General features: G+C 69.9%; 24 protein-coding genes and 4 pseudogenes. 16 read left to right on the top strand and 12 right to left on the bottom strand.

Annotated elements, in window-relative coordinates; all coding sequences use genetic code 11:
• Positions 1-28 precede the first annotated feature (28 nt).
• Positions 29-1,163: pseudogene (locus OHS82_RS02370) on the bottom strand (IS30 family transposase).
• Between the two features lie 145 nt (positions 1,164-1,308).
• On the opposite strand from OHS82_RS02370, the gene OHS82_RS43370 reads away from it, so the two are divergent.
• Entirely contained in the window at positions 1,309-1,446 is a 138-nt protein-coding gene (locus tag OHS82_RS43370) for a DUF3885 domain-containing protein (RefSeq protein WP_443061827.1), read from the top strand.
• Positions 1,447-1,593: 147 nt separating this feature from the next.
• On the opposite strand, the gene OHS82_RS02365 is transcribed toward OHS82_RS43370, so the two are convergent.
• Together OHS82_RS02365 and OHS82_RS02360 are read right to left on the bottom strand one after the other, a co-directional pair.
• Complete coding sequence (locus tag OHS82_RS02365; protein WP_328433130.1) at positions 1,594-1,881, bottom strand: hypothetical protein; 288 nt, start codon at positions 1,879-1,881, stop codon at positions 1,594-1,596.
• A 296-nt stretch (positions 1,882-2,177) separates the two neighbouring features.
• On the bottom strand, positions 2,178-3,170 hold the full coding sequence (locus tag OHS82_RS02360) for a GlxA family transcriptional regulator (RefSeq protein WP_328433129.1): 993 nt from the start codon (positions 3,168-3,170) through the stop codon (positions 2,178-2,180).
• A gap of 52 nt (positions 3,171-3,222) precedes the next feature.
• Between OHS82_RS02360 and OHS82_RS02355 the strand changes: the two genes are divergently transcribed.
• Positions 3,223-3,618 carry a cupin domain-containing protein gene (locus OHS82_RS02355; protein WP_328433128.1) on the top strand — a complete coding sequence of 132 codons (396 nt, stop codon included), beginning with the start codon at positions 3,223-3,225 and terminating at the stop codon, positions 3,616-3,618.
• A 246-nt stretch (positions 3,619-3,864) separates the two neighbouring features.
• Positions 3,865-4,644 carry an IS5 family transposase gene (locus OHS82_RS02350; RefSeq protein ID WP_328433127.1) on the top strand — a complete coding sequence of 260 codons (780 nt, stop codon included), beginning with the start codon at positions 3,865-3,867 and terminating at the stop codon, positions 4,642-4,644.
• Here OHS82_RS02350 and OHS82_RS02345 read toward each other — a convergent pair.
• Complete coding sequence (locus tag OHS82_RS02345) at positions 4,610-5,164, bottom strand: hypothetical protein (protein WP_328433126.1); 555 nt, start codon at positions 5,162-5,164, stop codon at positions 4,610-4,612. The two genes, OHS82_RS02350 and OHS82_RS02345, sit on opposite strands and share 35 nt — an antisense overlap.
• A gap of 122 nt (positions 5,165-5,286) precedes the next feature.
• Here OHS82_RS02345 and OHS82_RS02340 point away from each other — a divergent pair.
• The 3 genes and pseudogenes from OHS82_RS02340 to OHS82_RS02330 form a co-directional block, all read left to right on the top strand.
• Positions 5,287-5,535: pseudogene (locus OHS82_RS02340) on the top strand (type I-E CRISPR-associated protein Cas6/Cse3/CasE); the annotation flags it as partial.
• 149 nt (positions 5,536-5,684) lie between these two features.
• Positions 5,685-5,889 (top strand): annotated as a pseudogene (locus OHS82_RS02335) (type I-E CRISPR-associated endonuclease Cas1e); the annotation flags it as partial.
• A 69-nt stretch (positions 5,890-5,958) separates the two neighbouring features.
• On the top strand, positions 5,959-8,421 hold the full coding sequence (locus tag OHS82_RS02330; RefSeq protein WP_328436011.1) for a WD40 repeat domain-containing protein: 2,463 nt from the start codon (positions 5,959-5,961) through the stop codon (positions 8,419-8,421).
• A 353-nt stretch (positions 8,422-8,774) separates the two neighbouring features.
• Here the strand turns inward: OHS82_RS02330 and OHS82_RS02325 are convergent, their stop codons facing one another.
• The gene (locus OHS82_RS02325; protein ID WP_328433125.1) at positions 8,775-8,897 is read right to left on the bottom strand and encodes a hypothetical protein; all 123 of its coding nucleotides are present in this window, start codon (positions 8,895-8,897) and stop codon (positions 8,775-8,777) included.
• 129 nt (positions 8,898-9,026) lie between these two features.
• Here OHS82_RS02325 and OHS82_RS02320 point away from each other — a divergent pair, with 129 nt between their 5' ends.
• On the top strand, positions 9,027-9,230 hold the full coding sequence (locus OHS82_RS02320; RefSeq protein ID WP_057574994.1) for a hypothetical protein: 204 nt from the start codon (positions 9,027-9,029) through the stop codon (positions 9,228-9,230).
• A 168-nt stretch (positions 9,231-9,398) separates the two neighbouring features.
• On the opposite strand, the gene OHS82_RS02315 is transcribed toward OHS82_RS02320, so the two are convergent.
• On the bottom strand, positions 9,399-9,890 hold the full coding sequence (locus tag OHS82_RS02315; RefSeq protein WP_157876271.1) for a hypothetical protein: 492 nt from the start codon (positions 9,888-9,890) through the stop codon (positions 9,399-9,401).
• Positions 9,891-10,432: 542 nt separating this feature from the next.
• Here OHS82_RS02315 and OHS82_RS02310 point away from each other — a divergent pair.
• From OHS82_RS02310 to OHS82_RS02295, 4 genes are all read left to right on the top strand, one after another.
• On the top strand, positions 10,433-10,879 hold the full coding sequence (locus OHS82_RS02310) for a hypothetical protein (protein WP_328433124.1): 447 nt from the start codon (positions 10,433-10,435) through the stop codon (positions 10,877-10,879).
• Positions 10,880-11,278 (top strand): tyrosine-type recombinase/integrase, encoded by a 399-nt coding sequence (locus OHS82_RS02305; protein ID WP_199863678.1) that lies wholly within the window; start codon positions 10,880-10,882, stop codon positions 11,276-11,278.
• A 15-nt stretch (positions 11,279-11,293) separates the two neighbouring features.
• Positions 11,294-11,680, top strand: coding sequence for a helix-turn-helix domain-containing protein (locus OHS82_RS02300; protein ID WP_443061765.1), 387 nt, complete (start codon positions 11,294-11,296; stop codon positions 11,678-11,680).
• A 758-nt stretch (positions 11,681-12,438) separates the two neighbouring features.
• Complete coding sequence (locus OHS82_RS02295) at positions 12,439-13,797, top strand: hypothetical protein (RefSeq protein WP_328433123.1); 1,359 nt, start codon at positions 12,439-12,441, stop codon at positions 13,795-13,797.
• Between the two features lie 138 nt (positions 13,798-13,935).
• On the opposite strand, the gene OHS82_RS02290 is transcribed toward OHS82_RS02295, so the two are convergent.
• The 4 genes from OHS82_RS02290 to OHS82_RS02275 all read right to left on the bottom strand — a co-directional run bounded on the left by OHS82_RS02290 (position 13,936) and on the right by OHS82_RS02275 (position 18,979).
• Entirely contained in the window at positions 13,936-15,084 is a 1,149-nt protein-coding gene (locus OHS82_RS02290; protein WP_057574997.1) for a helix-turn-helix domain-containing protein, read from the bottom strand.
• Positions 15,085-15,176: 92 nt separating this feature from the next.
• Positions 15,177-15,344 carry a hypothetical protein gene (locus OHS82_RS02285; RefSeq protein WP_157876272.1) on the bottom strand — a complete coding sequence of 56 codons (168 nt, stop codon included), beginning with the start codon at positions 15,342-15,344 and terminating at the stop codon, positions 15,177-15,179.
• Positions 15,345-15,932: 588 nt separating this feature from the next.
• On the bottom strand, positions 15,933-18,572 hold the full coding sequence (locus tag OHS82_RS02280; protein ID WP_328433122.1) for a DEAD/DEAH box helicase: 2,640 nt from the start codon (positions 18,570-18,572) through the stop codon (positions 15,933-15,935).
• Positions 18,569-18,979 carry a hypothetical protein gene (locus OHS82_RS02275; RefSeq protein ID WP_328433121.1) on the bottom strand — a complete coding sequence of 137 codons (411 nt, stop codon included), beginning with the start codon at positions 18,977-18,979 and terminating at the stop codon, positions 18,569-18,571. Before OHS82_RS02275 ends, OHS82_RS02280 begins: the two co-directional genes overlap by 4 nt.
• Before the next feature lie 11 nt (positions 18,980-18,990).
• On the opposite strand from OHS82_RS02275, the gene OHS82_RS02270 reads away from it, so the two are divergent.
• On the top strand, positions 18,991-19,470 hold the full coding sequence (locus OHS82_RS02270; RefSeq protein WP_328433120.1) for a hypothetical protein: 480 nt from the start codon (positions 18,991-18,993) through the stop codon (positions 19,468-19,470).
• Positions 19,471-20,347: 877 nt separating this feature from the next.
• Here OHS82_RS02270 and OHS82_RS02265 read toward each other — a convergent pair.
• Positions 20,348-20,737, bottom strand: a complete 390-nt coding sequence (locus OHS82_RS02265; RefSeq protein ID WP_079040970.1) for a thiol-disulfide oxidoreductase DCC family protein — start codon at positions 20,735-20,737, stop codon at positions 20,348-20,350.
• A 584-nt stretch (positions 20,738-21,321) separates the two neighbouring features.
• On the opposite strand from OHS82_RS02265, the gene OHS82_RS02260 reads away from it, so the two are divergent.
• Both OHS82_RS02260 and OHS82_RS02255 read left to right on the top strand, forming a co-directional pair.
• Complete coding sequence (locus OHS82_RS02260; RefSeq protein ID WP_277922364.1) at positions 21,322-21,444, top strand: hypothetical protein; 123 nt, start codon at positions 21,322-21,324, stop codon at positions 21,442-21,444.
• Between the two features lie 10 nt (positions 21,445-21,454).
• Positions 21,455-21,586: pseudogene (locus OHS82_RS02255) on the top strand (YnfA family protein); the annotation flags it as partial.
• 193 nt (positions 21,587-21,779) lie between these two features.
• Here OHS82_RS02255 and OHS82_RS02250 read toward each other — a convergent pair.
• Positions 21,780-23,072 (bottom strand): helix-turn-helix domain-containing protein, encoded by a 1,293-nt coding sequence (locus OHS82_RS02250; RefSeq protein WP_328433119.1) that lies wholly within the window; start codon positions 23,070-23,072, stop codon positions 21,780-21,782.
• Positions 23,073-23,260: 188 nt separating this feature from the next.
• On the opposite strand from OHS82_RS02250, the gene OHS82_RS02245 reads away from it, so the two are divergent.
• Both OHS82_RS02245 and OHS82_RS02240 read left to right on the top strand, forming a co-directional pair.
• Entirely contained in the window at positions 23,261-23,731 is a 471-nt protein-coding gene (locus OHS82_RS02245; protein WP_057575000.1) for a glycine-rich domain-containing protein, read from the top strand.
• 110 nt (positions 23,732-23,841) lie between these two features.
• Positions 23,842-24,543 (top strand): methyltransferase domain-containing protein, encoded by a 702-nt coding sequence (locus tag OHS82_RS02240; RefSeq protein WP_057575001.1) that lies wholly within the window; start codon positions 23,842-23,844, stop codon positions 24,541-24,543.
• Positions 24,544-25,141 lie beyond the last annotated feature (598 nt).

The following is a 25,141-nucleotide window of genomic DNA, read 5'->3' as shown; positions in this document are numbered from 1 at the left end:
GGATTCTGGCGATCATCGCAACACGCGATCACTCAAGTGTTGCGACGAGCCTAGCGAAGAGCTCGGCGGGTGTCTGCCAGCGAGGGTCTTGCGGGGGCGTTCGTTGAGTTCGGCGGCGACGTAGGCGAGGTCTTCGGCGCTGTAGATCGACAGGTCCGTGCCCTTCGGGAAGTACTGCCGCAGCAGGCCGTTCGTGTTCTCGTTCGAACCGCGCTGCCAGGGGCTGGCCAGCTCGCAGAAGTAGACCGGGATGCTGGTGGCGCGGGTGAACTCGTCGTGCCGACCTATCTCGCTGCCCTGATCCCAGGTCAGCGAGCGGGCGAGGTCGGCCGGCAGGCTGGCGAAGGTGTGCACGAGGGCGTCGCGGACGTGCTCGGATCCCCGGCCGTCGGGCAGGTGCAGGAGCTTGACGTAGCGGGTGGTGCGGTCGACCAGGGTGCCGATGGCCGACCGGTTGCCCTGGCCGACGATGAGGTCGCCCTCCCAATGTCCCGCGACCAGGCGGTCGGCGACTTCGGCCGGGCGCTGGCTGACCGGCTCGCCGGGGTAGACGAACCGGGTGGTGCGCTGGTCTGCGCGGCGTCTGCGGCGTCGGGAGCGGCGGCCGGTGCGCAGCACGCCGGGCGTGCGTTCCAGGCCGCCGCGGTGCGCAGGTAGATCGCCTGGTAGATGGTCTCGTGGGCCAGGTGGCGGTCGGGCTCGTCCGGGAAGGCCGAGCGCAGGACCTGGCTGATCTGCTCCGGGCTCCAGCGCCGGTCCAGGTGCTGCTGGATGAACTCCTTCAGCTCCGGATCGCGGCCTATCTTTCCTTCCTTGGAGCGGGCGCGGCGCAGGGCCGCTCGTCGCTGGGCCTGGCACAGGCGGTACTTGCCGGTGCGCGGGTCGCGGTTGCGGCGCACCTCACGGCTGATCGTGGCCGGGTTCCGGCCGAGCTCGCGGGCGATGGCGCGCAGGGACTTCTTGGCCCGCAGCAGGTCGGCGATGACGATCCGCTCGTCCTCCGACAGGAACCGCGGCGAGCCCGCGCCGGTGTCCCGTTCCTCGGTGATGGGCAGGTAGACGTGCTCCCGGCCGGACCGGTCGACGACCTTCCGTCCGTACCTCCACCGGTTCCCCGTCTTGCGGTTGACGCCCACCTCTCGGCACGCGGCCGAGTTACTCAATCCTTGCGCCATGAGCCGAAGGTATTGGTCACGCTTCTCGGCCAACGGGGCAGGTCCACGCTCCTTATAGGTCCGCCGCGGCTTGGTCAATGCAACACCCCTCAGGGTCTGGTGTTGCGACCACCTCTAGAACCCAAGCGTTTCGCTGGGGCCAGAGAAGTCGTTCACAGCCAATCACCCCTATGACGGTGGCGGGGATGTATTCGCGCCCAGCGCCGCGGTCAGGGACGATCTCAAAGCCGCGCACCCCGACTGGCTGTCCACGCATCCCAGCGGCATGTGATGCCACGTCTTCAAACGTGATCAGCACCCCGCAAACGCCGAGATCCCGCCCCACCTTTCGGCGGAACGGGATCTCGTGACGTTTCTTGAGAGCTACTCAAGAACTGTCGGGCGTAGAACTGGAAGAGGTCCTCGCTGGCGCTGAGCGCTACGGGGTTGCCTCGGCGTTCACGTGAGTCACCTGGGCTCCGGCAATTCCCAGGGCTGCGACGATCCCATGGACGGTGTCCCCGCAGAAGAGCCCCTCGGAGACACTGAGTACAAAACCATTTGAAGGCGGGTGATGCAGCTCCCGCTGCAGGAAGAACGCCTCCCCCTCCGCTGGGGTGAAGGCGAAGCAAACCCACTCTGCGAGGTCATCGCGGACTGTATCTGGGCTGCCCCAGCGTTCCTCCAGCGCCGCAGCATCAAGATCGATCTGCGCGAGATATCTCATGTCCCTAAGGGACACGTCCCCTTCGGGAACCCTTTTCAATCTTACAGTCGGATCCATGCCTACCGTGCTTCTGTGATGATGACCGGAATGGAGGCCCATTCTTCGCCATCCTTGGTGAAGGAGTTGATGCCGGCCTCGACGCCAGCCTCCCAAGACACGTATCCAGGTGGTGTGCGGTCCTGAGGCTTGGGCTTCAGAAGCCGTTGTCGTACCGATCATGTTGAGCGCGAGTTCGACTATGCCGACTCGGTCGTGTGATCTTTCAGCTGGCTTGGCATGGATGGACGTCCTTGCCGTCAGTTCACCTCGGGTCCGAACCGGCGCTTGTACGCCGACGGAGTGATGCCCGTTTCGCGACGCATCAGCGTGCGCAGGTTGGCAGCAGTGCCCAGACCGCTCCGTCGTGCGACTACCTCGAAACGTGATTCGCCTCGCTCGATCAGTCGGCAGGCCAAGGCGAGCCGTTCCCCCGTGAGCCACATCAACGGGGTCGTTCCCAACTGTGCCCGGAAGCGGCGGTGCAGCGTAGCCGGGCTGACCCCCGCCCGCGCCGCGAGGTCTGCGATCGTGAGTGGTGAGTCGAGCCGTTCCTGCGCCCAGGCCAGTACGGGTGCCAGGGACTCGTCGGGGAGGTCGGGTATGGGACGCTCGACGAACTGCCGCTGCCCGCCGTCGCGGTGTGCCGCGAAGACCAACCGTCGGCTTACGGAGTTGGCAACCTCGGCGCCGTGGTCGCGGCGGACCACGTGCAGGCCGAGGTCGAGTGCGGCCGCGCTTCCTGCGGCGGTGAGGATGTCACCGTCGTCCACGAACAGCACGTCTGATTCGAGGTGGACGGCAGGGAAGCGGGCACGGAAGGCATCAGCCCACTGCCAGTGGGCTGTGGCCCGGCGCCCGTCGAGGACTCCGGCCTCGGCCAGGGTGAAGGCGCCGCTGCAGAAGCCGATCATGCGTGCGCCGCGCGCGTGTGCCCGTCGAATGGTGTCGAGCACGGCGGGTCGGCGGGGCACCTCGACGTCGGGGCGGTTGGGGACGATCAAGGTGTCTGCTGTATCGGCTGCCTCCAAGCCGGCGACTGCTGTGAGGGTGAAGAATCCGTCTCGCATCGGGGTGGAGGGCTCGGGGGAGCAGAGCCGGAAGTCGTAGAGATCGCGGCCGATCTCCGGCCTGCGCAGGCCGAAGATTTCCGTCGCGCAGCCGAGCTCGAACGGGTTCGAGTTCTCGTCCACGATCACGACCACCCGATGTACGCCTGCCGCGTGAGCTTGGTGCGAGGATTCTTTCGCCATGTGCAATTCTTAGCACTCACGCTGCCCATGCGAAGCTGCCGAGGATGAGGCCATGAGCAACCAGCCGATCTCTCTTCGCCAGGCCCTGGCCTCCTTCGATGCACTATGGAGTCCGCGCATCGTCACGCGCGTCAACGACTACGACGTCCGGGTCGCCAAGGTCGAGGGCGAACACATCTGGCACGTCCACGACGACACGGACGAGTTCTTCTTGGTGCTCGACGGGGAGCTGCACATCTCCTTGCGCGAGCCTGAGGGTGAGCGCACGGTCCTGCTGCGGCAGGGGGCGATCTTTACCGTCCCTGCAGGTACGGAGCACAAGCCGTACGCGCCGTCCGGAGCCGCGATCCTCATGTTCGAGCCGACCGGGACGCCGACCGTGGGCGACCGCCACGACGAGATCCCCGCTCACGTGGACGCGACGACCGGACACATCCTTAACGCGTGAGCGGACAGGCAGAAGTCGGGACCACCAACGGGTGATCTTGCCGCAACCCAGGCATGAAGGCGGGGACTCCTGACCAGCTCGGGATTGTCGAATTCCCAACGGGCTGATCAGGAGGCCCTTGTGTCGCAGTCTTGCGGTTCCGAGCCGGCGCAGTCCAACTCGGGTGCACGGTCGTGTGATTGCCTCGCTCACCGGTTCGGGAATGCGGGCGACCATCCGGATCGGGAGCCGCGGTACCCCTCGGACATGAGCGACGCGGAGTGGGCGGTCGTGCGGGATGCGATGCCGGTCCCGCCCTGGCTGGAGGGCCGGGGCGGGCAGCCGGAGGGCTACTGTCATCGGCAGATGCTGGACGCTGTGCGCTACCTGGTCGCGGGCGGCATCACGTGGCGGGCGATGCCGGGCGATTTCCCCGTGTGGGACCGCGTCTACGCCTTCGCGCGACGATGGGGTGCGAAGGGCCTGCTGGCCGAGCTGCACGATCGGCTCCGGGGCCTGGTCCGCGAGCACGCCGGCCGCAACCCGGAACCGACCGCCGCCATCGTCGACTCGCAGTCGCTGCGGGCCGCGGCGACCGTGCCGGCCTCTTCACGGGGATACGACGCAGGCAAGAAGGTGCCGGGGCGCAAGCGCCACATCGTGGTGGACTGCCTCGGCCTTCTCCTGACGGTCATGGTGACCACCGCGAGTGTCCAGGACCGCCACGCGGCCGTGCCCCTGATGAAGCGCGTGCGGAACCGCTACAAGAAGGTCGTCCTGGTGTGGGCCGACGGCGGCTACGCGGGCCGCCTGGTCACTTGGGCGAGGCAGAAGCTCCAGCTCCTGCAGATCGTCAAGCGAAGCGACGATGTCGCGGGGTTCGTGGTGCTGCCGAGGCGCTGGTGCGTGGAGCGGACGTTCGCGTGGTTGTTCCGCTCGCGCCGTTTGGTGCGCAACTACGAGACACTGCCTGCCGTCCACGAGCAAATGGTGCTGTGGTCGATGACGATGCTCATGAGCCGCAGGCTGGCCCGTCGGCGAGCGTGAACCGGCCCGGCGCCGGCTCCAAGGCCCAACCGCGGTCCGCGAGCCGCTTCATCTTCGACCGCACTCCCTCCACGCTGGCCGGGCACACCTCCAGCCCGAGCACGACGGCGATCTCCTGGCACGTCATCACCCCGCCCCCGCCCGAGCGGCGTTCCGCCAACGCGGCCAGGATCCGCTGGTAGTCCACCGCGAGCATGTTCGCCGACAACGCTGGCCGCCACACCGGCACGACCGAACGCGCCCGCACGGCCCCCGGCACGGGCGCCCCCGCAGGCACCTCGGGGACGGGGACCGCCTCAGGCACCGACAGTGCCTCGACCAGGGCCGGGCCGGCCACAGCAGTCTCGCGCGGCACGGACAAGACCTCGCCCACCCGCTGTCGGGCGATCACCCACTCCTGCCAGTCCGTCTCCGCCACCGCGAGCTCAGCCAGCACCCGGTCCGCTTCCTCGCGCAGCCCCTCCACGCGTTCCCGCGCGGCCAACTCCCGCTTCTCCAGCAACCCCACGACCGACGCCACCCGACACCTCCACCGGCGAGACAACCCGACGGCCCGAGCCTTCCTCGCCGATCCGACATCATGCCTGAACTGCGGAAACGAGCCCACCAAGTTCGGTACGACAACGGCTTCTCAAATCCATCGTGGCACTCACCGGCCCCGCCGCCGTCCAATGGTGGCAAAACCAAGCCAGCCAAGCCGGACTGAAACTCGACACCATCCACGCCACCCATCTGGACGCCGCCACCGGCACGAAAGGACCGGACAAGCAACGCATCCACAACGCCCGGACACGATTCGAAGGCAACGCCCTCATCAGCGACCCGGTACTGCTGCGTCAGCGAGTCGAGGAAGGAATAGGACGAGGCAAGGCCTACGGCTGCGGCCTGCTCAGCCTCGCGCCCGCCCGACCGGTGACTGATCACGCCTGCGCCGCAACGTCGCGCGACCGCACAAGCCGAGCAAGACGGCAAACCGCAACAACGAAGGGGCGGCATGAGCTCCTTCACCACTTCGACGCCCGGCAGCTCCCACATGGGCCATGCTGCCCCGCGTCGCGGACTCCCTGTCGTTCCTCTACCTGGACATGGTCCGCGTCGTTCAGGACGACACCGGCGTATAGCGCACAGATCCAGGTCGCCGATGACCGGACCGACCTGGTCTACCTCCCGACTGCCGCCCTGTCCCGCCTGCTCCTTGGCCCGGGCGTGTCCATCACCACCCCCGCCCTGACTACGCTGGCGCGCCCTCGACACCATGCCGAGCGGCCCGCACTCCGAAAGTCGTTGTCAGTGCGGCCCCATAGCTTTGGGGCCATGATGGAAAGATCTGATCACGTGTCCCGGGAAGCGACTTCCTCGCATGAGCCTGCCTCTTGGCGGGCGGACTGGACGTGCGGTTCCGCGTCCGACCCTCGGCTGCTCCGTACCTTCAGCGGTCACGAAGGCCCCGTGGTCGCAGTGGCGACGGTGGTCGTCGACGGGCGTCCGGTTGTTGTCTCGGCGAGCCGCGACGCGACGGTGTGTGTCTGGGACCTGGCGACGGGGGAACGGCTACATACGCTGACGGCAGCTCCTCCCGACGACATATCGTCGTTGTCGCCCGAGTTGGTGGCCCTGGCCACGGTGGTGGTCGACGGGCACCCCCTGGTCCTCACGTGCCACACTGACGGGACCGCGAGGCTGTGGGATCCGGAGACGGGGCGCTCTGCGGGCGAACTGGCCCTGGGGCTGGCGCGGTTGGTCCTGGACGGCCGGCACGTGGTGCTGGCCATCGAGGCGGACCGGACGCTGGGTGTGTGGGACCAGGCAACCGGCAGTCGACTCGGCGTGTTCCCCTGGATGGTGGGCATAGGGGAGCTGGATGGACGCAAGGTCGTTGTAACGTGTCCACCGGACGACCACACACAGGTGTGGGACCTGGCCACCGGCCGCGAGGTCGGCGAGTGCCTGCCGGCCGAGGGCCCGTGGACACTCGAAGGACGGCACATCGCCGTAACCAAAGAAGAGGGCCAGGCGGGCCGTGTGTGGGATCTGGACCGCCACGTGTTTCTGGCAGCCGACCTGCGGGAGTTGCTGGCGGATTCCGAGTACGGTGACGCAGTGTCAGCCCTGGCGGTCGTCGACACAGTGTCAGCCCTCACGGTCGTCGATGGTCGGGTCGTGGTCCTCAGCTCCCACTACGAGGGCGCACCGGAACTCGTCGGCGACCTCGCCCCTGTTGTTTTTCCCGACGGCCCGTCCGCGACACTGATCCTGGAAGAGCGCTGTGTCGCGCTCGCTGTGGGCGTGGACCACACCCTGCGCTTCTGGGACCTGCCGACGAGCCTCATGGACCCCACAGGCCCTGACGGCACGCGGAGCATTCGCAGCATCCCTTTGGAAGCAGCCGCAGGCAAGGAGTTGATCAGGAGCGATCCGAGAGACCTCATCGACCTGGCACGCCTGATCTCCGCCCGGACGAACGGCCTGCTCGCCGCCGAGTGCTTGAGGGCCGCTTCCCGGAGCCTGGTGCTGGGGGACACGCCCGTCTCCCTCATCGCCGGTCCGGACGGCACCGTAACGCTTTGGCACACGCTCGACCCGTCGCACGCGGGCAGTGTGCTGACCGGTCACACCGATCGGGTGTGGGCCATCGCCAGCACCCCGGTCGGGACGTGCACCCTGGCGGTCACGACATCCCGCGACCGCACCGTACGGGCCTGGGATCTCGCCACCGGCGAACAGGAGGGTGAGCCCCTCACCGGGCACACCGGACAGGTGTGGGACGTCGCCACGACCACGGTGGACGGACGCGGTGTCGCCGTCACCGCAGGGGAAGACCACACGGTGCGCACCTGGGACCTCACCGCTGCCCGGGGAGATGGCGGCCGACTGCGTGCCGGACACACCGAATCCGTCCTGGCGGTCGCCACAGCGGTCCTTGACGGTGTCCCCGTGCTCGTCACCGCAGGCGCCGACCACGCCGTGCGCACCTGGGACCTGACCACCGGCTCGCAGACCTCCGACTCCCTGAGCGCAGAGGTGTCCGCCATGACGACTGCGGTGGTGGGCGGACACTCGGTCGTCGTCACAGCCGCTCCCGACGCCACCCTGCACATTTTGGAGCTCGCCACCGGCAAAACCGTCCACCGTCCGTTCCCCAGCGGCCACGGCAGAGTCCTGGCCATGGCCTCGGCGACCCTGGACGGCCTGCCCGTCGCCCTCACCGCAGGCAGTGATCGCGTCGTGGGCGTCTGGGACCTCACTACCGGACAGCCCCTGGTCGCACCTCTCACCGGCCACTCCAGCCGTATTACCGCAGCCGCCACCACGGTTCTCGACGGACAGCCCGTGGCAGTGACGGGCAGCTGGGATAAGACGGTGCGACTGTGGGACATCGCCACCGGCCGACAGCTCGGCGAACCCCTGACCGGCCACACCGACTGGGTGACCGCCGTGGCCACCGCCACCCTGGGCGGAGTTCCCATCGCGATCAGCAAGAGCCGGGACCGGACGATACGCTTGTGGAACCTGTCCACGGGGCAGCAGATCCGCGACGCCCAGGCCGCCGAGTCAGGCTCCGGCAACACACTGGCGGTCTCAGCGATGGCCGACGGACGGCTCGTCGCGGCCCTCGGCGATGACCGCACCGTGCGGTTCCGCGATCTCACCGCAGGGCGCTCAGCCGGTACCGACCACCTGCTCCCATTCCCCGTGCACTCACTCGCAGCGGCACCGGGCGGGCGCTTCGCGGTCGGGTTCGGCTGCGAGGTCGGGGTGCTGTCGAGGACATCCTGACAAGCCAGGGGCCTCGCCGGGGTAGCGACGGTCTTCGCCGAGCAGCAGGTGTTGCTCCACACGTTCCGTCGGCATGACGGCTTCGGCATCGGCGAGATGCCAGGGACACAGCAACGCGTCACCTTCGATGCAGAGTCGGCTGTCCGGAGGCGGCGAGAGTACCGGCGGGTATTGCTGGAGTGACCAAGGAAGGCGTGATCAACATTGTTCAAGGGCGGCCACCTGTGCGGAGACGGAACAGCTCAGTCCCTCGGAATCTGCCCAGGTCGAGGACCTACTCCCTTGTCATGTGGGGCTCAGACACAGCTTCTCAGGAAAGGGCGCATGCCACGGCTCCGGCCGCGAGGAGCAGGTCAAACGCAGGGCTGGGCCAACGTCTTGATCGCCGCGTGGGCGTGCTGCTTGTCCTCGGCGTTGTGGATGTCCTGGATGGTTTTCTTCGAGCCGTCGGCGCGTCCCCTGACCAGGGTGAGCACGCAGGCTTGGGCTCCTCCGGGCGGACGTTGAGGTGGATGCCGTCGGCCCAGACGTACACCCGCAGCCCACCCGTCAGAGCATCCACCGCTCATCCGCCCAGCCCTGAGTCATCCTGCCTTCCAGCATCAGTGGCTCGAGCACGGCTGCTGCCCGACGGGGACGACGGGGGTTCCGGCGACGAGCGCGCGGCGGCTCTCAGCGTCTGGGCCACCACCCCGCCCAACCGCACGCCGGGGTTCTGCCTCACCGACGGCCGTGAACGCGCGGGCGCCTACGCGAACGCCGTCGCCGACCAACTCCCTTGCACGCAGGTGACCGTACCGACGACGTAAATCGAAGCGGCCGACGAGAAGGAGGAGGCGGAGGCGTCGGAGCGGCGCCGCGGGGACTCGGCGGACCTGTGGATTGCGATCGCCTTGTCCCATCGGCCCATCCGTTGCCGTCACTGCCCTGGTTCGGAATCCCTCAGAGCGTCCCCGGCCCCGCCCCGAGCCCGCCGGTCAGAACCCGGAAGGCGCCCCGATGTTCGTGCTGATCTTGCCGTGCTGGGAGTGCGACCCGTAGGCGACCCTGATGAAGATGTTGGAGCTGCGGCCGTTCAGCGTGGCGGTCTTCGTCGTCCAGACACCGTCGCACTCGCTGAACGAGGCGCTCTTCCCCGAGTCGGATGCGATCGCGTTCGCCTTGGCACACACACCGTCGGTGTCGTCGTCGAGCAGCTGGAACTTCACGGTCTGCCAGTAGTCGTTGTCGTGGATGTTCTTGCCCCAGGTGACCGTGCAGTTCCTGGTCCTGGCGTGGACCGTGCCGCCGCTGTCCGACACGTACAGCGATGCACAGTCGACGGTCCTGGTGCGGTCGCCGGTGTCCGCGGAGGCCGTTGTCGGCGCGACGGCCGCACCGACCAACGACACGGTCAACGCCAGACCGGAGACGGCCGCGAGCCTCGGCCGTGACGGGCGGGGCGAGGATACGGACGAGGAAGCGGACATGAGAGTCCCCTTTCTGGAATCACTGATTACTGGGATCAGTACGAAGGCCATGCCCGCGCGGGCTCTCAGAGGTCGCGCGGCGCATACGTGCATCGTGCCGCCAGGACCTTGCGGAAACCTTGTGGCACGCGTGCCGCTCCCGGTACGGCGCCCGATGGCATCCATGGCCTCTACCTGAAAGGCCAGGTTCGGCCGGGTGTGGCCGTTGCTGGTCAGGGTGGATGGGTGCCTGGTCGGGGATGTGGTCGGTTGTTCGGCATGTGTGAACTTTCGTCATGAATTGCCGGTGGTGGGGCTGGAGTCTGGGCGGGTGATGGCTGCGAGGGCGGACGGTGGCGGGGTGGGGTGGGTGGATGAGTTTGTGCTGGCGTTGGCGGCGCGGGGGGTGACGGATGGGTGGGTGGGTCAGCAGCGGGCGTGGGTGTGTGGACTGCTGGCGTTCGCGCAGGTCCCGGTGTGGGGGGGGGGTGGGGCCGGGGGATGTGGATGGCTGGCTGGCCGCTGCCCGGGATCGTGGTGCGGGGTCGCAGACGCGGGGGCAGATGGCGCAGGCGGTGTACCGGTTCTATGTCTTCGTCGGGGTGCGGCACGGGCGGCTGGTTCAGGAGTTGACGGGCCGGCCGGTGCCGCAGCCGGTCGATGAGTTCAACCGGCCCCGGCGTCTGGCCAGGGTGGGGGTGCGCCTCCCGCCCTCGGCGCGGGAGGCGGAGGAGCTGTTCGGGGCGTGGCGGGCGTCGCTGCCGCGCACGCCGGGCCGCGGCCTTTTGGTGGCCGCGCGGCATTATGTGGCGGCGTCGTTGTGGCGGCGGGTGGGCTTGCGGATCAACGAGACGGTCCGCCTTGAGGTGGGGGACTGGCATCCCCGGGTGGGTGCGCACGGGGTGCTGCACGTGCGCTGGGGCAAGGGCTCCAGGGGCAGCGGGCCCCGGCAGCGGCTGGTGCCGGCGATCGACGGGGTGGACCGGCTGCTGGCGTGGTGGCTGGCCTAGGTGCGGCCGCAGTTCGGCGACGGGCCGGCCGGCGGGCGGGCGGCGCTGCTGCCGAGTAGGCGGCACGCGCCCGGCGGCGGATGGTGCGCGGCGTGCGCGGTGACCTTGCGGCAGGGGCTGGCGGTCGCGGTCGAAAGGTGGCTGCCGGCGTGGTCGGGCAGGCTGACGCCGCACCCGCTCAGGCACTTCTGCGCCTCGCACCTGTACGAGCGGGGTGTGGGGCTGGAGGCGGTGGGGGCGTTGCTGGGGCATGTGTGGCTGTCGACGACGGCTGGTTATGTGCATGTGCCGGCCGAGCGGATCGAGCGGTGCTGGCAGGAGGCGAACGCCCGGGTCGCCGGGCGCCTGCTGGACGTGGATCCGTATCCAGCCGGCGCAGCAGGGCCGCTGTGGACGTGAGGGCGAAGAGGGCGGGTGGAGTGCGTGCGGTGGGAGTTGCGGCTGCGGGCGGCCGAGCGGGGCGTGTTCAAGGCGGTCGAGATGCGCCGGCTGCTGGCCGAGGCGGGGCTCGAGATCAGTGCGGGGAAGATGTCCGCGCTGTGGTCGGCGCCGGTGGCGCCGGTGTCGGTGCGCCTGGACGACGTGGAGGTGCTGTGCCGGGTGCTGGGCTGCGACGCGGCCGGGCTGCTCGTCCTGGACACCCCTGCCGGCCGGCCTCCGCACCCGGCCGGCTTGGGCCCGGCCGCCGGAGGAGCTGGTACGTGGGCCGGCGGGGGACCGGCCGCCGGCCCTGCGGGAGCGGGGGCGGGCAAGGGACCTGGCGGAGGCGGTGTGGTGCGGCCGTCACTGCCGCCGGTGTAGGCGGCCCGCGCCCGAAAGGCCGACCCGTGCCTGAAGGGCTGGGGCAGGCCTGGGAGTTGCCGCGCGGCGGCCGTACCGCCCTGCGGGCTGCCTCCGACCGGGCCGCAGGGCAGGCCCGCACACCCCTCAGAGGGGAGGGGGCGGCGGGGCTGCTTCGCCCGGCGTTCTTTACGCGGTGATCGATGCAGACCGGAACCGGGAGGGAGCGGCCGATGGGGGCAGCGGGCGGAGCCGGCCGAGGGTCTGCCGGGCCCGGGCGGGCGGCCGGGGGCCACGGGTTCACGTCGGCGGTGGGGATGACGGCCGGTCAGGAGGTGTCCGCCCGTCGCGATGCCGCCCGCGGGGAGGCGGAACGGGCCAGGGAGTTGGCCCGGCGTGCGGGGAAGCCTGCTCCATGTTCCGGGTGCGGGCTGCGGCCGGCGGCGTTCACGGTGCCGCGGGTCGACGTCTGCTTCGTGTGTCTGCCCGGGGGTCCGCACACGCCGCCGCCTTGCACCGCGTGCGGGAAAGCGGGCTTCTTTTACCACCAGGGCCTGTGCACCGGCTGTCACCCGTTCTCGCCCGACCGGCGCGATGCGTGTCCGGACTGCTGCGCGTGGGGCACCAGTCGTGCCTCGCGCTGGCGGTACTGGGGCTGTCTGGCCTGGCGCCGCAAGTTCTCCCGGACCGGTCCGGGCGGGCCGTGTGCGTGGTGCGCGCGCACGGTGGCGGTCAACCGCGACCGGGCATGCCGGATGTGCTGGGTTCAGCGGGCCAGGATGCGCCGCGCGACGGGGGACACCCGCCTGTCCTATGCCGCCGCCCTGGAGGGCGGCTGGGTGCAGCTGTCCTTCGCCAACACCCGCGCCCAGGAACGCCGCCCCCGGCCCGCCGGCGGACCGGCCGTGCCGGGCACACGGCCGTCCCCGATGCCGTCCCCGGCGCCGGTGGGGGCGGTGACGCACCGGCAGCTGGCCTTGTTCGCCGCGCCGCCCCGGATCCTCGCGGCCGCCCTGGACGTTGCGGCGGCCGCCCCGGTCGCGGCCGCCTGGCTGGGCGGGCAGCTGACCGGCTGGGCCGCGGCCCGGGGTTGGACGCGCCGCAGACTCAGCACCGTCCGCCGCGGCCTGCACATCCTGCTCGCGGTGCAGGACCCCCCCGGCGCCCCCGTCCCCGCGACCCTGATCGACGAGCTGACCGGGATCGGGCTGCCCGCCCGCCTGCTGCACGAGTTCCTCGCCGCGCACCACTTCGCCGAGGACAACCGCGTCCCGGCCGTCGACGCCTGGTTCGCGCGGGCCACCGCCGGCCTGCCGGAGCCGATGACCGGCCAGCTCGCCCACTGGACGACCGTCCGTCTGCACGGCCACCCCCACCCCCCGCGCAGCCGGCCCCGCTCCGCGGTCACCGTGCACCACCAGCTGCACTTCGCGCTGCCCGTCCTCGCCCGCCTCGCCGACGCCGGCATCCGCGACCTCACCGGCGTCACCCCCGGCCAGCTCCGTGAACACCTGGCCGCCTGCCGCCTGACCGGCGCCGACCACACCCACACCGCCTCCGGGCTGCGCGCCGTGTTCACCCTGCTGCACGCCCACCGCATCATCGGCCGCAACCCGGCCGTCCACCTGCGCGTCGGCACCCCCGCCCAGACCATCCCTCTGCCGGCTGACACCGCCCCGATCCGCCAGGCCCTCACCGACCCGAACCCGGCCCGGGCAGCCGTCACCGCCCTGCTCGCCTTCCACGCCCTGCGCGCCGACGAGATCCGCCACCTCACCCTCGCCGACGCCGGCGGCCTCGGCGACGGCCGCCTGCACCTGCCTGGCCGCACCGTCCCTGTCGCCGAACCGGTCCGCACACGCCTGACCGCCTACCTCGCCCACCGCACCCGGCGCTGGCCGCACACCGCCAACCGGCACTTCTTCATCACCGTGCGCACCGCCCTGTCCACCACCCCCGTCAGCCGGCCCTGGCTCTACCGGCACTACCCCGCCTCCAGCCACCTGCTGCGCGGCGACCGCATCATTGACGAGGCCCAGGCCGCAGGCGGCGTCGCCCGGATGATCTGCGAGCTGTTCGGACTCAGCATCCAGGCCGCCACCCGCTACATCGTCACCGGGAACTTCCCCGCCGTGTGACCGTCGGCCGCGCAGGGCCCCGGGCCGGCCGAAGGTTCCGGTCGGCCCGATAATCGTCAAATCGACGATGGCGGCCGCGGGCCGACGACCGTCATACGGTCGAGGGCACGCCGAGCCGGTACAGGTGTGGTGGCAGGGTTATCCGTCCTTGAGCCGGCGGATCTCTTCCTGGAGCTCCCTGATGCGCTGCTGGGCGGCTTCATGCCGCACGCTCAGCAGACTGAGCTGGTCGCCGGGGTAGGGGGAGGAACGCAGAGCATTGTCGTACAGCTCGAACAGCCGCTCGTGTGCGTACTCGGGGAGCGGCTCGCCGGACTCCCTGACTGTGCGCACCAAGCCCTCGATGAACGACCGCGGGGGGACGCGAGCGCCACTGAGATACCGGGAAAGGGAGCTGACATTCAGATAGGCGCGGGCGGCGTAGCTTCGCATCGGCATATCCAGCGAGGCGAACAGCGTGCGCAGTGCACTGGCGAGTTCCTGCACCTCAGGCCGGATGCTGCGGTCCGTGGGGGCCTCGTGTCTCTTGATGAGCCCGACGTACTGCTGCTCCTTGACCGCACCGGACTCTTCCCCGACTGGCCGGACAGGCGGACGCGTGCGCCTGACGGAGGCTGAAGGGCGGGGCGTTGCGGAGACACCGGTTCCGGACGCGTGACGCCGGGTGAGTTCCTGCGAGGCGATCTGGTGCCACATGTGCAGGAAAGCGCGTTGCGCCTGTTCGGCCGTGACAGCGATCGGCACGTCCTGACTGAGCCATGACCGGTGCTCGCAGGCATGGCGCATGCATGCGAGCACCAGACGGGAGGTGACGTCGCGGCTGGGGAGGCCGGCGCGCCCGGGGGCCAGCGCGTCACAGAGAGTGGTGCGGCCCAATCCGGTCAGGCGGGCGAGCTGAGTGTAGGAGGGCATGCCAGCCCACAGCCTCAGCTGGCGAAGGGCCTCAACGAAATCGGCCGCAGACGCCGCTGTGCTCGCGGTAGGCGGCACCGCGGCCCAGGCGCCTGCCTGTGACGGCAGAGCGTCTCCTTGCGCGAGCAGCCACTGTTCCGCCCAGTGCTGCCGGTTGCCGTGGCACGCCGTCGCGTAGGCGAGAGTCACCTCGAGCGAGGGAAGACGGTCGCCGCCGGCGGCCTTGGCGAGCGTGGTCACCGACACCATGCCGCCGATCCGCCGGGACATGGCGTCGTAGGTGGGGTTGCCCGCCTGCCGGCGCAGAGCGCGCAGCTGCAGAGCGAAAGCAGCGAACGGAGCATCAAGAGCGATGGGTTTTTCAGGCCGTGCCATGGATGGCCGCACCCCTTTCCCGGTATGCGACAAGCGGCGGTGCCACTACCGGTGGCACCGCCGAAGCGGACATCAGACCGAGACGGGAAGGCTCAGGCTGTGCGCCCGAGTTCCCGGGCAGCGGCGCCCGCGGCGATCACCGCGGCGATGGCTGCGCTGATGTCGTAACCGAGAAGGACGAGGACGACGACGATGACGATCACCGGGAGGTAGCCGGGAAGGTCCACGCTGCTGCCTTTGGGCAGGTGAATGCGGCACATGTGCATGAAGAAAGATCCCTTGGTCCGGACATGATTGAGGTGGCGTCAGGAGTTGCCGCTCGCGACGCGTGGTCCACTTTTCCAGGTGGACAACCCGGCCGACAGCAGATCGCCCGCCCTCGTTTTCCGGATGCGTACTGCCCACGAGGCCGGCGCGTCCGCGCTGTGCACCCGTTGTCCGCCACCATGACAGCCCAGCCGGACAACCCCGAACATCTGCGCAGATCACAGCCTGAGTTGTCCGCGAACGTCCGCCGGCATTCGGCAGCACGTTGCCGCTGTTGCAACACACGCGCCGAACCGAAGGTATATCCAGTCGCCGCCTTCTGGCTGCGAAGCCGGGCGACGCGGCCTGTTCTCCCTTGGTCCGGACAGCACGCCGCAGCGTCGAGGGGAATCACATCCGTTGCCGCGGATGCCCCGCGCGCCTGGGGACAGGAACCACTGCCTGCCCCCGGGCGCCACGCACTGCTCACGCTCCCTACTGGCTTCGGCAAGTCGGCCTCACAGCAACTCCCATCACCGTCAGTCGGCCTCACGCGGCATGGGTCACCAGCCACGGCTTGGCGGGAAACAAACTCAGGGCTGCTACGCCCACTCCGCTCCCAGCTTCCGTAGTGCGTCGAGCTGGTCGGCGTCCAGCCGATCCCGCCTTGATTTGGTGTTGGAGACCCATACGCCCAGCTTCACGACCACCGGCTCTGTCTCGCCGTTGACCGTGATCGGTTCGCTGTGGTTGCGGGGTACGGGCCGGTGGACGCCTTCGCGTTCGATCCACTGTGCGAGGGCTGTAAGTCCGCGCTGGAACGCCTGCTGCGCCTTGCTCGGGCCCTTCGTCGCATGCGGGACCGCCGGGGCCAGAGCGGGCGCCTGGACGGGCTGTGCGCCCAGCTTGGTCAGCCGTTCCTGCTGCTCCTCGGACAGCTGGGCCCAGGTGCCCGGATTCTTCTGTCGCTGCAGCCATCGTCCGAGGTCGTCGCCTTCGAAGAGGACGCCGGGTGCGATGTTGGGGAGGTCGGCGAGTACGCGGTGGTGGCGTTGCCAGTCCAGTGGCCAGGGGCAGTTCCAGTCCGGGTCGATCGCGGCCAGCTGCTGCGCGCGCTGTGCTGTCCGTTCCGGGTCTTTGCCCAGGCCGCCGTTGCGGCGGAGGTTGGCGATGTGCTGCCCGATGGGCACCATCGCGTCGTCTTCGCCCCACACCGCGTCCTGGCGTGGGGCGAGGTGCCCCAGGGCCCGCCGGTAGGACCGCAGCGCGGCGAGCTTGTTCTCCCACGCTTCTTCGCCGGGTTCCCAGACCATCCCGGCTTCCGGGGCGTCCAGCAGGGTCTTGCGCCGCTCCTCGAGTTCTCCGGCTCGCAGGGCCTTGCGCTGTTGGTGGACCCACCGTCCGAGGGGGAAGTCCTTGGTGACGCCGACCTCGGTCTCGACGTCGTAGGGGACGGCGTGGAGGCCGGTGATCTTGTGGTGGGTGCGCCAGCGGATGAGGGCTTGGTAGCCCTCGAGCCAGACGAGGGATTCGGGCCGGTAGACCCGGGTGCGCAGGAACGCTGCGATCGTGGCTGCGTCGCGCGGGCTGGAGAAGTGCAGCAGGGCGGACTCGGCAGCGGCGTCGGTGTCGTCCTGCTCCTGCTCATCGCCGTCGCCCTCTCCGCCGGCCCCGACAATCCACCCGTCCTCATCGCGCTGGAGGTGGATCTTGCGTTTGCCGCTGGTGAGTGCGCGTGAGGCGAGCTGTTCGACGAGGCGTTCCGAGTGCGAACGCAGGTCTTGGAGGACGGCTACGAGGGGGGCGAACGAGGCGGAGGCGACCATGTCGGCGGGGTCTTCGCCGGGCTTCAGGAAGACGGGCACGATGATCCTGGCGGTCTTGGCCGTGCCGTCGGGGTTCGGGCGCAGGGCCCGGCCGATGTTCTGCACGATCTCGACCTGGGAGCCGCGGGTGTCGGCGAAGCAGATCGCCTCCACACCGCGTTCGCCGACGATGTCGACGCCCTCGCCCAGGACCCGCACGCTGGCCAGGAACGCCCGGTGCACGCGCCTGTTGCCGGCGTCGAGGCCGCCTGCGAACTGGCGCAGGACTTCGCGGCGTTCGGCGACGAGGTGGTCGCCGCACAGCCATGCCGACCACACGCGGTCCGGGGGCACGTGGCGGCCGGCCTCCAGCTCGTAGAACTCGGCGTCGATCGACGACTTCGGCAGGGTCTCCGCGCCGGCCAGGTCCCTGTCGGAGACCTCGGCCTCGTAGAGTCGCGCTGCCGTCTGCGGCATCTTCTGCGCGAACGCGGCGGCTTCCTCGACACGCTGGTGGAACGTCATGACGGTGCGCAGGTTGCGCGCGGCGGCGTGCTCCAGGAGCGCGGTCTGCAGCAGCGCCAGGCGCCGGCCCCGCTGCGCCTCCTCCGATTCCGCAAGGACGGGGGAGGGATCGTGGATCTCCAGGACGTCGATCTCGAACCCGGCGAGGATGCCCCGCTCGATCGCCTCCGACAGCCCGAGCTCGAACAGCCACGCGCCGTAGGGGCCGTCCGGGTCGGACGCCATGGTCGCGATCTCCAACTCCTGGCCGTCCGCGCCCTTCTGCGGGCGGGGGGAGGCGAGGATGCGCGGGGTCGCGGTCAGGTAAAGCCGGAAGTCGGCCGGGATGCGGGTGTTGTCGTGGATCGCCGCCCACGGCCGCCCGAGATCACCGGCGGTTGCGTGGGCTTCGTCGACGACGGCGAGGTCGAAGCCGTCCATCGTCTGCCCGTACAGCCGCTCCCCGCCCGCCAGAGCGGCCTCCAGCGGCCCCCGCACCTTCGCCCGGCCCGTGACGTCCTCGGGATCCTCACGGTCCACGAGGGAGGCGTACGTCGCGAACACGACCACCGGCCCGTGCCCCGCCCACAGCGCCAGCTGGATCGGGTGGGTGGTCGTCCGCACGCCGAGCTGCTCCAGGACCTCGTCCTTCTCCAGCGAGCACACCGCGGCCATCGGCGCGTGGTGGCCCACGCTGCGCCACGCCTGGGCGGTCTGCACGAGCAGGTCGAGCGTGGGCACCATGACGAGGATCCGCCCGCCACGAAAGCACTCCAGCGCGGCCCACGCGGCCGTGATCGTCTTTCCGGAGCCGGTCGCGGAGACCACCGTCGCCCGAAGCCCCTGGGCGGGCGTGGACGACCGTACGGGAAATCCCGCCCACGCGCGGATTCGCGAGACGGCCTGCGCCTGGTGTTCCCGAAGACTGATCACGACGCATCCCCCGCCTGGCCGGCAGGCTCCGGGCTGTCCCGCGGCTCCGGACTCTGGGACGGCGGCTGCTGGAGCGGGGGAGTCTGCTGCCTGCGGCGTCGGCGCAGTTCGCGCTGGGCCTGGGCGCGGGCGCATTCGCGGGTGCAGTACTTGATGCCGCTGGTGCGGTTCTGCCCGTACTCGGCGCGGCCGCGCTGGCGCACGAAGCTGCGGCGGCAGGTCTCGTTGGCGCACTCGCGGATCGTGGCGTCCTCGGCGAGGTGGTTGTACAGCTGCAGGAAGACGACCGAGAGGATGGTGGGGTAGCGGTCGTCCAGGCTGCCGATGCCGATGCTGAACGGCTTCAGCGCCGCGTTCAGCTCACTCTCCAGGTGGGTGATCCTGAATTCCAGGACGAGCTCGCGCAAGGGGAACCAGGGTGACGCAATGGCAGGACCGCCAGGCGATAGGCGACATGCACGAACGTCGGGTGGCAGCCGCGCTGCGCGCCCGCGGCTGGACCGTCCAGCCCTGCGGACAGGGCACCTACCCGCCCGCCGTACGCGAAGCCCTGCGCCGGACCCGCTCCGCCCTGCGGCACTTCCCCGACCTCATCGCCGCCCGCGGCGCCGACCTGATCACCATCGACGCCAAAGACCGCATGCCCAGCACCGACACCGACCGCTACGCCGTCAGCGCCGACACCGTGAGCGCCGGCCTCTTCTTCACCGCGGCCCACGCCCCGACTCCGCTGTACTACGTCTTCGGCGACCTGAAGGTCTTCACCCCCGCCGAGGTGGTCCACTACACCGCCCACGCCCTGCGCCACCGCAGCGGGGCCTTCCACCTCGTACGCACAGAGCAGGCGCACCACTTCGACGAGGTCTTCGGATCGGCCGGCGCAGCGGCTGCGGCATGACGGCCACCGGGCCCTGCTGCCCGCCAAGAACGATGTGCCCGGCCGTGTGCTCAGGGTGGGCGAACGACGCGGCCCCGAACCGGCCTGCGCGGGGGCCGGCATGCCTGGCCGCTGGCCACAGGGCGGTGGTGTTCAGGGGCTGAGGGTGTGTCCTTGGGGAGGGTCCGCGGCGGTGAAGAAGGCGTCGATGACCCAGCTGTGGAAGTCCCGGGGGCTTGTGCGGTCTCGCGGGGTGGGGCCCAGGCCAAGGCGAACAGTGCGAGGGTCCAGCAGAGCGCTGCTCCGTATTGGTCCATGTCCGCCGAGAGATGACTACAAGTCCACCTGGACGACCGTTGGAACGAGGGCTGCACCAACGCGTGGAAGCTGCGGGAGGAGATCGTGCCACTCGGCTACAAGGGAAGCTACCAGCGCGTTCGCGCCTACCTGCACGATAAGCGCACCGCACGACGGCCGGTGACCGCCCGGCCGCCCTCGTCCCGGACCGTCGCCGGATGGATCCTCCGCCATCCGGACACCCTCATCGAGACCGAGCAACTTCACCTCAAGGCCGTTCGGACGCACTGCCCCGAACTCGATGCCCTCACCGGGCACGTCCGGTCCTTCGCGACCATGCTCACCGGTCGACAGGGCGAGCGGCTGCCGGACTGGCTCGACGCCGTCCGACAGGACGATCTACCCAGCCTCCATACCCTCGCCGCAGGCATCGACCGCGACCGTGATGCCGTCATCGCCGGCCCGACCCTGCCCTGGAACTCGGGTCCTGTCGAAGGCCATGTCAACCGGATCAAGATGCTCAAGCGCCATGTTCGGCCGTGCAGGTTTCGCCCTGCTCCGCAAACGTGTCCTGCCGTCCTGACAGTGCTGGGAAGTTCGGCTACAGCCCAACCGCTCGACGGTTGGGCAGAGCGCATGCCGCGGTACCTCCTGGCATGCGGTGACGATTGTTCGCGACGAGTCGATACACACCGTGGGCAACCCACCGTATGGGAGGCAGCATGAGCAACGCACCCGCCAGCGCCCATCCTCCCCCCGCGCTCAAGAGCGCCTTCGCGACAGCCTGAGCGCCTCCATACACAACGCCTCTGGGAGTCACCCACAAAACTTCATGCTCGGCTCGTGCTGAGGTGACACCAAGAGCTTCCAAGTCCGCGAACTGCCAAGGAATGGTCTGGCAACGAGGCTGTAGGCGTCGCTCAGCGAACCTCACCGACGTAGAGCAAAAGCTGCAATCCCCATCAAAAACAAGTACAGGCTGGTTCCGCATGACCGCATCATGTCGCGCCTGCCGCAGGATGGCCGCTTCACCGACGGATACAGGCCACGGAGCGTCATCGAGCACGGAAGCTGTGCCAGAACCCAAACTCACGAATAAAGCCACCGGACGGTAGCGCCGGTCGGCCCCGCACCTGCGGCCCAGGAGCGGTTCAAGGGACGGACGCCCGACGGGGAGGCGATCCGGCAGACGCTCACCGGATCGCCTCGTTCGCGGGAGAGCTCTTCCTGAGCCCGGCCTGACGAAGCAGGAAGGCGTTCAGAAGATCGCTTGGGCCTCCGCGGCCCCCGCTCCTGCCGCCGAAGCCAGCGCGCGCCCCTGCAACGAGCGGGGCCGTTACTGCGGTGCCGGCGCGGCGGGGGACGGTGGATTCGTATGATCGTCGCCACTGTCTGCGCGTCCCACACCTGCTGCCCCATCCCCTTTGACGACCTCGCCGAGGAGAACCGCCATGCCGGACTCTGCCGCTGCCCCCGCCCTGGGCGCGCGCCCCGAAGACGCTCGGGAGCCTGGTTGGCGTGCTGCGCGCTGTCGGTTCTGATCACGGCGGGTGTCGTGGGGCCGGAGCTGGGGCGATGGTGGGCTGGCTGCCCGCCCTCGCCGTCGTCCTGGCCGTGCTTGCCGCCGGCCCTTGGTGGCTTGGCCGGCGCCGCCGCTCCAAGGACCTGCTGAAGATCACCGAGACGGCCGGCTTGTAGGTCACCCGATATGGCCGTCGCTCGCTGTGTTGCCCTGTTCGTTGTCGCCGCCCTGTTCGAGATCGGCGGGGCCTGGCTGGTGTGGCAGGGCATCCGCGAGGACAAAGGCGGGCTCTGGATCGTCGGCAGCACGCTGCGCCTGCTCAAAGCGAGCGCGCTGTGATTCGGGCTGTCCGTCGGCTGTGAGCCCGCGGCCGAATATGCCCGCACTGCCGCGCGGCACCAAGTGGGACCGCGCCTGCTGGAGGAAGTGGCAGCACTGCCGCAGGCAGAAGGCGCTCAAGCGCAGCGTCCCGGACCCTGTGGGGCTGGGCGCCCGTGCCGCCGCATGGGCGTCAGATGGTCCGTGTCACTGCGGCGTGCAGTTCGCGTACGCCGCTGGTCCGGGGGTGTCGCTCGGTGAGCTCGGTGACGATGCGGCGGATCGCGGGGCGGTCACGGACTTCGCCGGGGCTGGCCCGGTAGGCGTCCAGCAGTGCGCGGGCGGCCTGCTCCGGCCGCTGCCAGGCCCACCAGGCGCGCGCCATGTCGGTACCCAGGCGGGCCTTGCGCTCGGCGGTCGGGAACTGCTCGGGCCGAAGGTTCTTCCCGGCGTTCAGGGCGGCGCCGGCGTCGCCGAGTGCCCAGTGCACGCCGACCGCATACAGGTCGACAGCGGCCGGGCTGATGGCGAACAGCCGGCCGGGTGGAGCGGCCTGGGGCAGTCGGCAGGCGGCGCGGCGGGCCTCCTCGGCCATCGCCAGGGCCTCGGTGCGCTGCCCGGCCCGGGCGGCGGTGTAGGCCAGGGTGCACAGCATCTGTGCGTAGGCGGCGGCAGTGGCGTCGGTGCGCAGCCCGCTCGTCTCGAGGTCGTCGGTCACCGAGGTCATCAGGCGCTGCGCGGCGCCGTGCTGGTCCTGGTGGCGCAGCACGATGGCCAATTCCCGTGCCGCGGCCGCAGCTGCGAGCGGGGAGCCGGAGATCTCGGCCCAGGTACGGGCACGGTCCGCGGTGAGCCGGGCGCGGTCGTAGGAGCCGAGCTTGATGAGCACGGCGGAGGCGAGGCTGTACACGGCGGACAGCCGGGCCTGGTCGAGACTGCGGCGGGAGACGGCGCCTTGATGCGCGTCGGCGATGAGGGCGGGCAGTGCGGCCAGGAGCCGTGCGTGCGCGCCCCGGTCATACAGAGCGCGGGCGCCCGTCAGACGGCCGTTCAGCGGCCCTGCATCAGACGGGGCGGGGGTGTCGGCCAGAGCGTCGTCCAGGCCCATCAACAGGGCGGCGGGGCCTGCGGCCGCCGTGGCGGCGAGCAGCGTACGGCGGCGCATGGGGTCCTCCTCGGCGTCACGCTGACTGGCCGTCACTCTAGTGGCCGTCGTTGCCATAGCGGGCGGTGGCGCGAGGGATGTCATGAGGACATGTCTGGGCACGCCTACTTCCCGAGCGGCACGATGCACCAAGGCCAGGTCGGCGATCTGGGTGCGGCGCTCCAAACGGGACACGGTAGCGGGCGAGCAGCCGATCCGGTCAGCGAGCACGGCCAGCGTCCAGCAGTGGTGCTGGCGTCCGAGCCGAATGAGCGCGCCGGGGCGTCGCTGCGCGGCTAATTGCCGGGCTGTCGTGCTGTTCCAGAGCGGGTCAACGGGCACGCGTCCCTCCCACACCGCACAGACAGGGGGTCCTCCACGCTACGGGCAGCGGCCGGGCTCGTCGAGGCCGCTTGCGCAACATGCAAACACCTTGCACAGATGAAGACTTGAGTGCCGCACAGCCGCGCGGCGCGGTGTGCTGGGGTCACCGCCCCGCGCCGCGGGGCACCGTCCATCGGAGGCACACCATGGCAGACACTGCCGCTGTAGCATCCCCTCCGGCCGCCGACCCGACGACCGGTCCGGTCCGCTGCGCGCGCGATGCTGTGCCGGCCGACCTGTGGGACAAGCAGGTCGGGCTCCTCATGCGGGACTACCCCTACGACTCGGTCATGGCCGCTCGGGTCCTCGGCCAGGGCTACGCCTACCTGCTGACTGCGATGAACCACCGGGGCGAGGGGCTGGGGCTTGCGCCCAGCAAGCTCGTCGATATCGGCGTTCACGCGGTCATCCTGGACACCGTCGCGTACGCCGAGCTGTGCGAGAAGTTCAACGACGGCGAGTTCTTGCACCACGTGCCCAAGGTGGACATGAAGAACGACGGCTCCGTTGTGAAGACGGCCCACATCGTCGCCGCCGACGGCTGGGAGGTCGACCTGCCGTTGTGGACGGACGCCGCCGACTGCGGCCCGTGCCACCCCGGCAACGACTCGCACTGACCGCGCCGCAACGGCGAGCTCCTTGGGCGCCGGCCATACGGCGGGGGCCTGAGAGCACGCCCGGGTGAGATTTCAGCGAACCGGTCCGCGGCGCGGCCGCGGCCGCCAGGATGGGCTGGGTGACCACCAGCACCGCAGACCTCTGGCACCACTACGGTCGCGCCCGCGCCACCACTGACCGAGCCGTTCCCGACGCCTTCTACTGGAGTTGGGGCCAGGACGCCGGGCCCGGCCCTGAGGCCCTCGGTGACCTGACCGGCCGATGTGTGGGCGACCTCGGCGCCGGCGCAGCCCGGCACGCAGCACACCTGGCAGTTCACCATCAGCCGGCCCGGGTCGTCGCCGTCGACGCCTCGCCCGCCCAGCATGACGTGGCAACCGACCTCTACGCTCACCTCGCTCCTCGCCTGTGCATCGTGCAGTCTGGCGCGGTGCCCCACCTGGAGGGGATGACCGGCTCGTACGACGTGCTGTACAGCGTCTTCGGCGCAGTGGACTTCACCGACCCGCGCGAGCTGCTGCCCGCGGCGGCAGCCGCCCTCAGGCCGGGGGGACGACTGGTGTTCGCAACCCTCGCCCACTACTTGAGCGGGGCACCTGCCCAGCCCGATGCTGTGGCTGCCTACATCCCGGCGAAGACACCGGACGGTGAAACCACCACAATGCGCCGCTGGGTCCTTCAAGAGCACGTGTGGACCAAACTGCTCGACGAGGCCGGATTCACCAACATCACTGCCGACGTGCTGCCCGCGACCACCGGCGGGCCTCGCACCGCCGACACTCTGCTGGTGAGCGCCTACCACTCTTCCTAGAACAGGGCCCAGCTCCACCTGCGGAAGCGCGTGCGGCGAGGCGAGAGGTTCACGTCCTGAAGGCGCTGAACAGGGCGTATTCGAGCAAGTCGGTCCACTTATCCTCACCGACAGGAATCCTTGTCCGGGCTGCGCCTCCAAGTCGAATGCGCGCGGTGCGGAGGGCTGCGAGTCCTGCCACGGGACGGGCGAGGTCTTCGCAGAGACAACCCACCGGATCCGTTTTCCACCAGGACTTCGGGCCGGACAGCGGCTGCAGCTCGACGACAGCGACCTCTACGACGACGTCCGCCCGGCCCTGTCCGCTCAGCGCGTTGGCCCGGTTCAGCATAGCCCGCGCGGCGTGGTATACGAGCGGCCGAAACGGCTGACGCAACGTCCACCACAGCGCCTCGTTCCCACCCCTGGGAACGCCGGCCCGCCATGCTTCGTGCTGGTACAGCAGTAGCACCCAAACGCGTAGGGCAACGAGGGCAGTTGCTGGAAGGCTGCGGTTCCCTTGCGGATTACTCCGAGGAGTTGCTCGCCGGGTAACGGATCGCGTTGCCGACTGGTCAGCAGCTCGCTGGCCCTCGCCCCGTTCGAGACCCAGAAGGCC

Source organism: Streptomyces sp. NBC_00425 (assembly GCF_036030735.1).
GTDB lineage: Bacteria > Actinomycetota > Actinomycetes > Streptomycetales > Streptomycetaceae > Streptomyces.
Note: the sequence above shows the minus strand (reverse complement) of the source record. Positions and strands in the feature narration are given on the sequence as shown.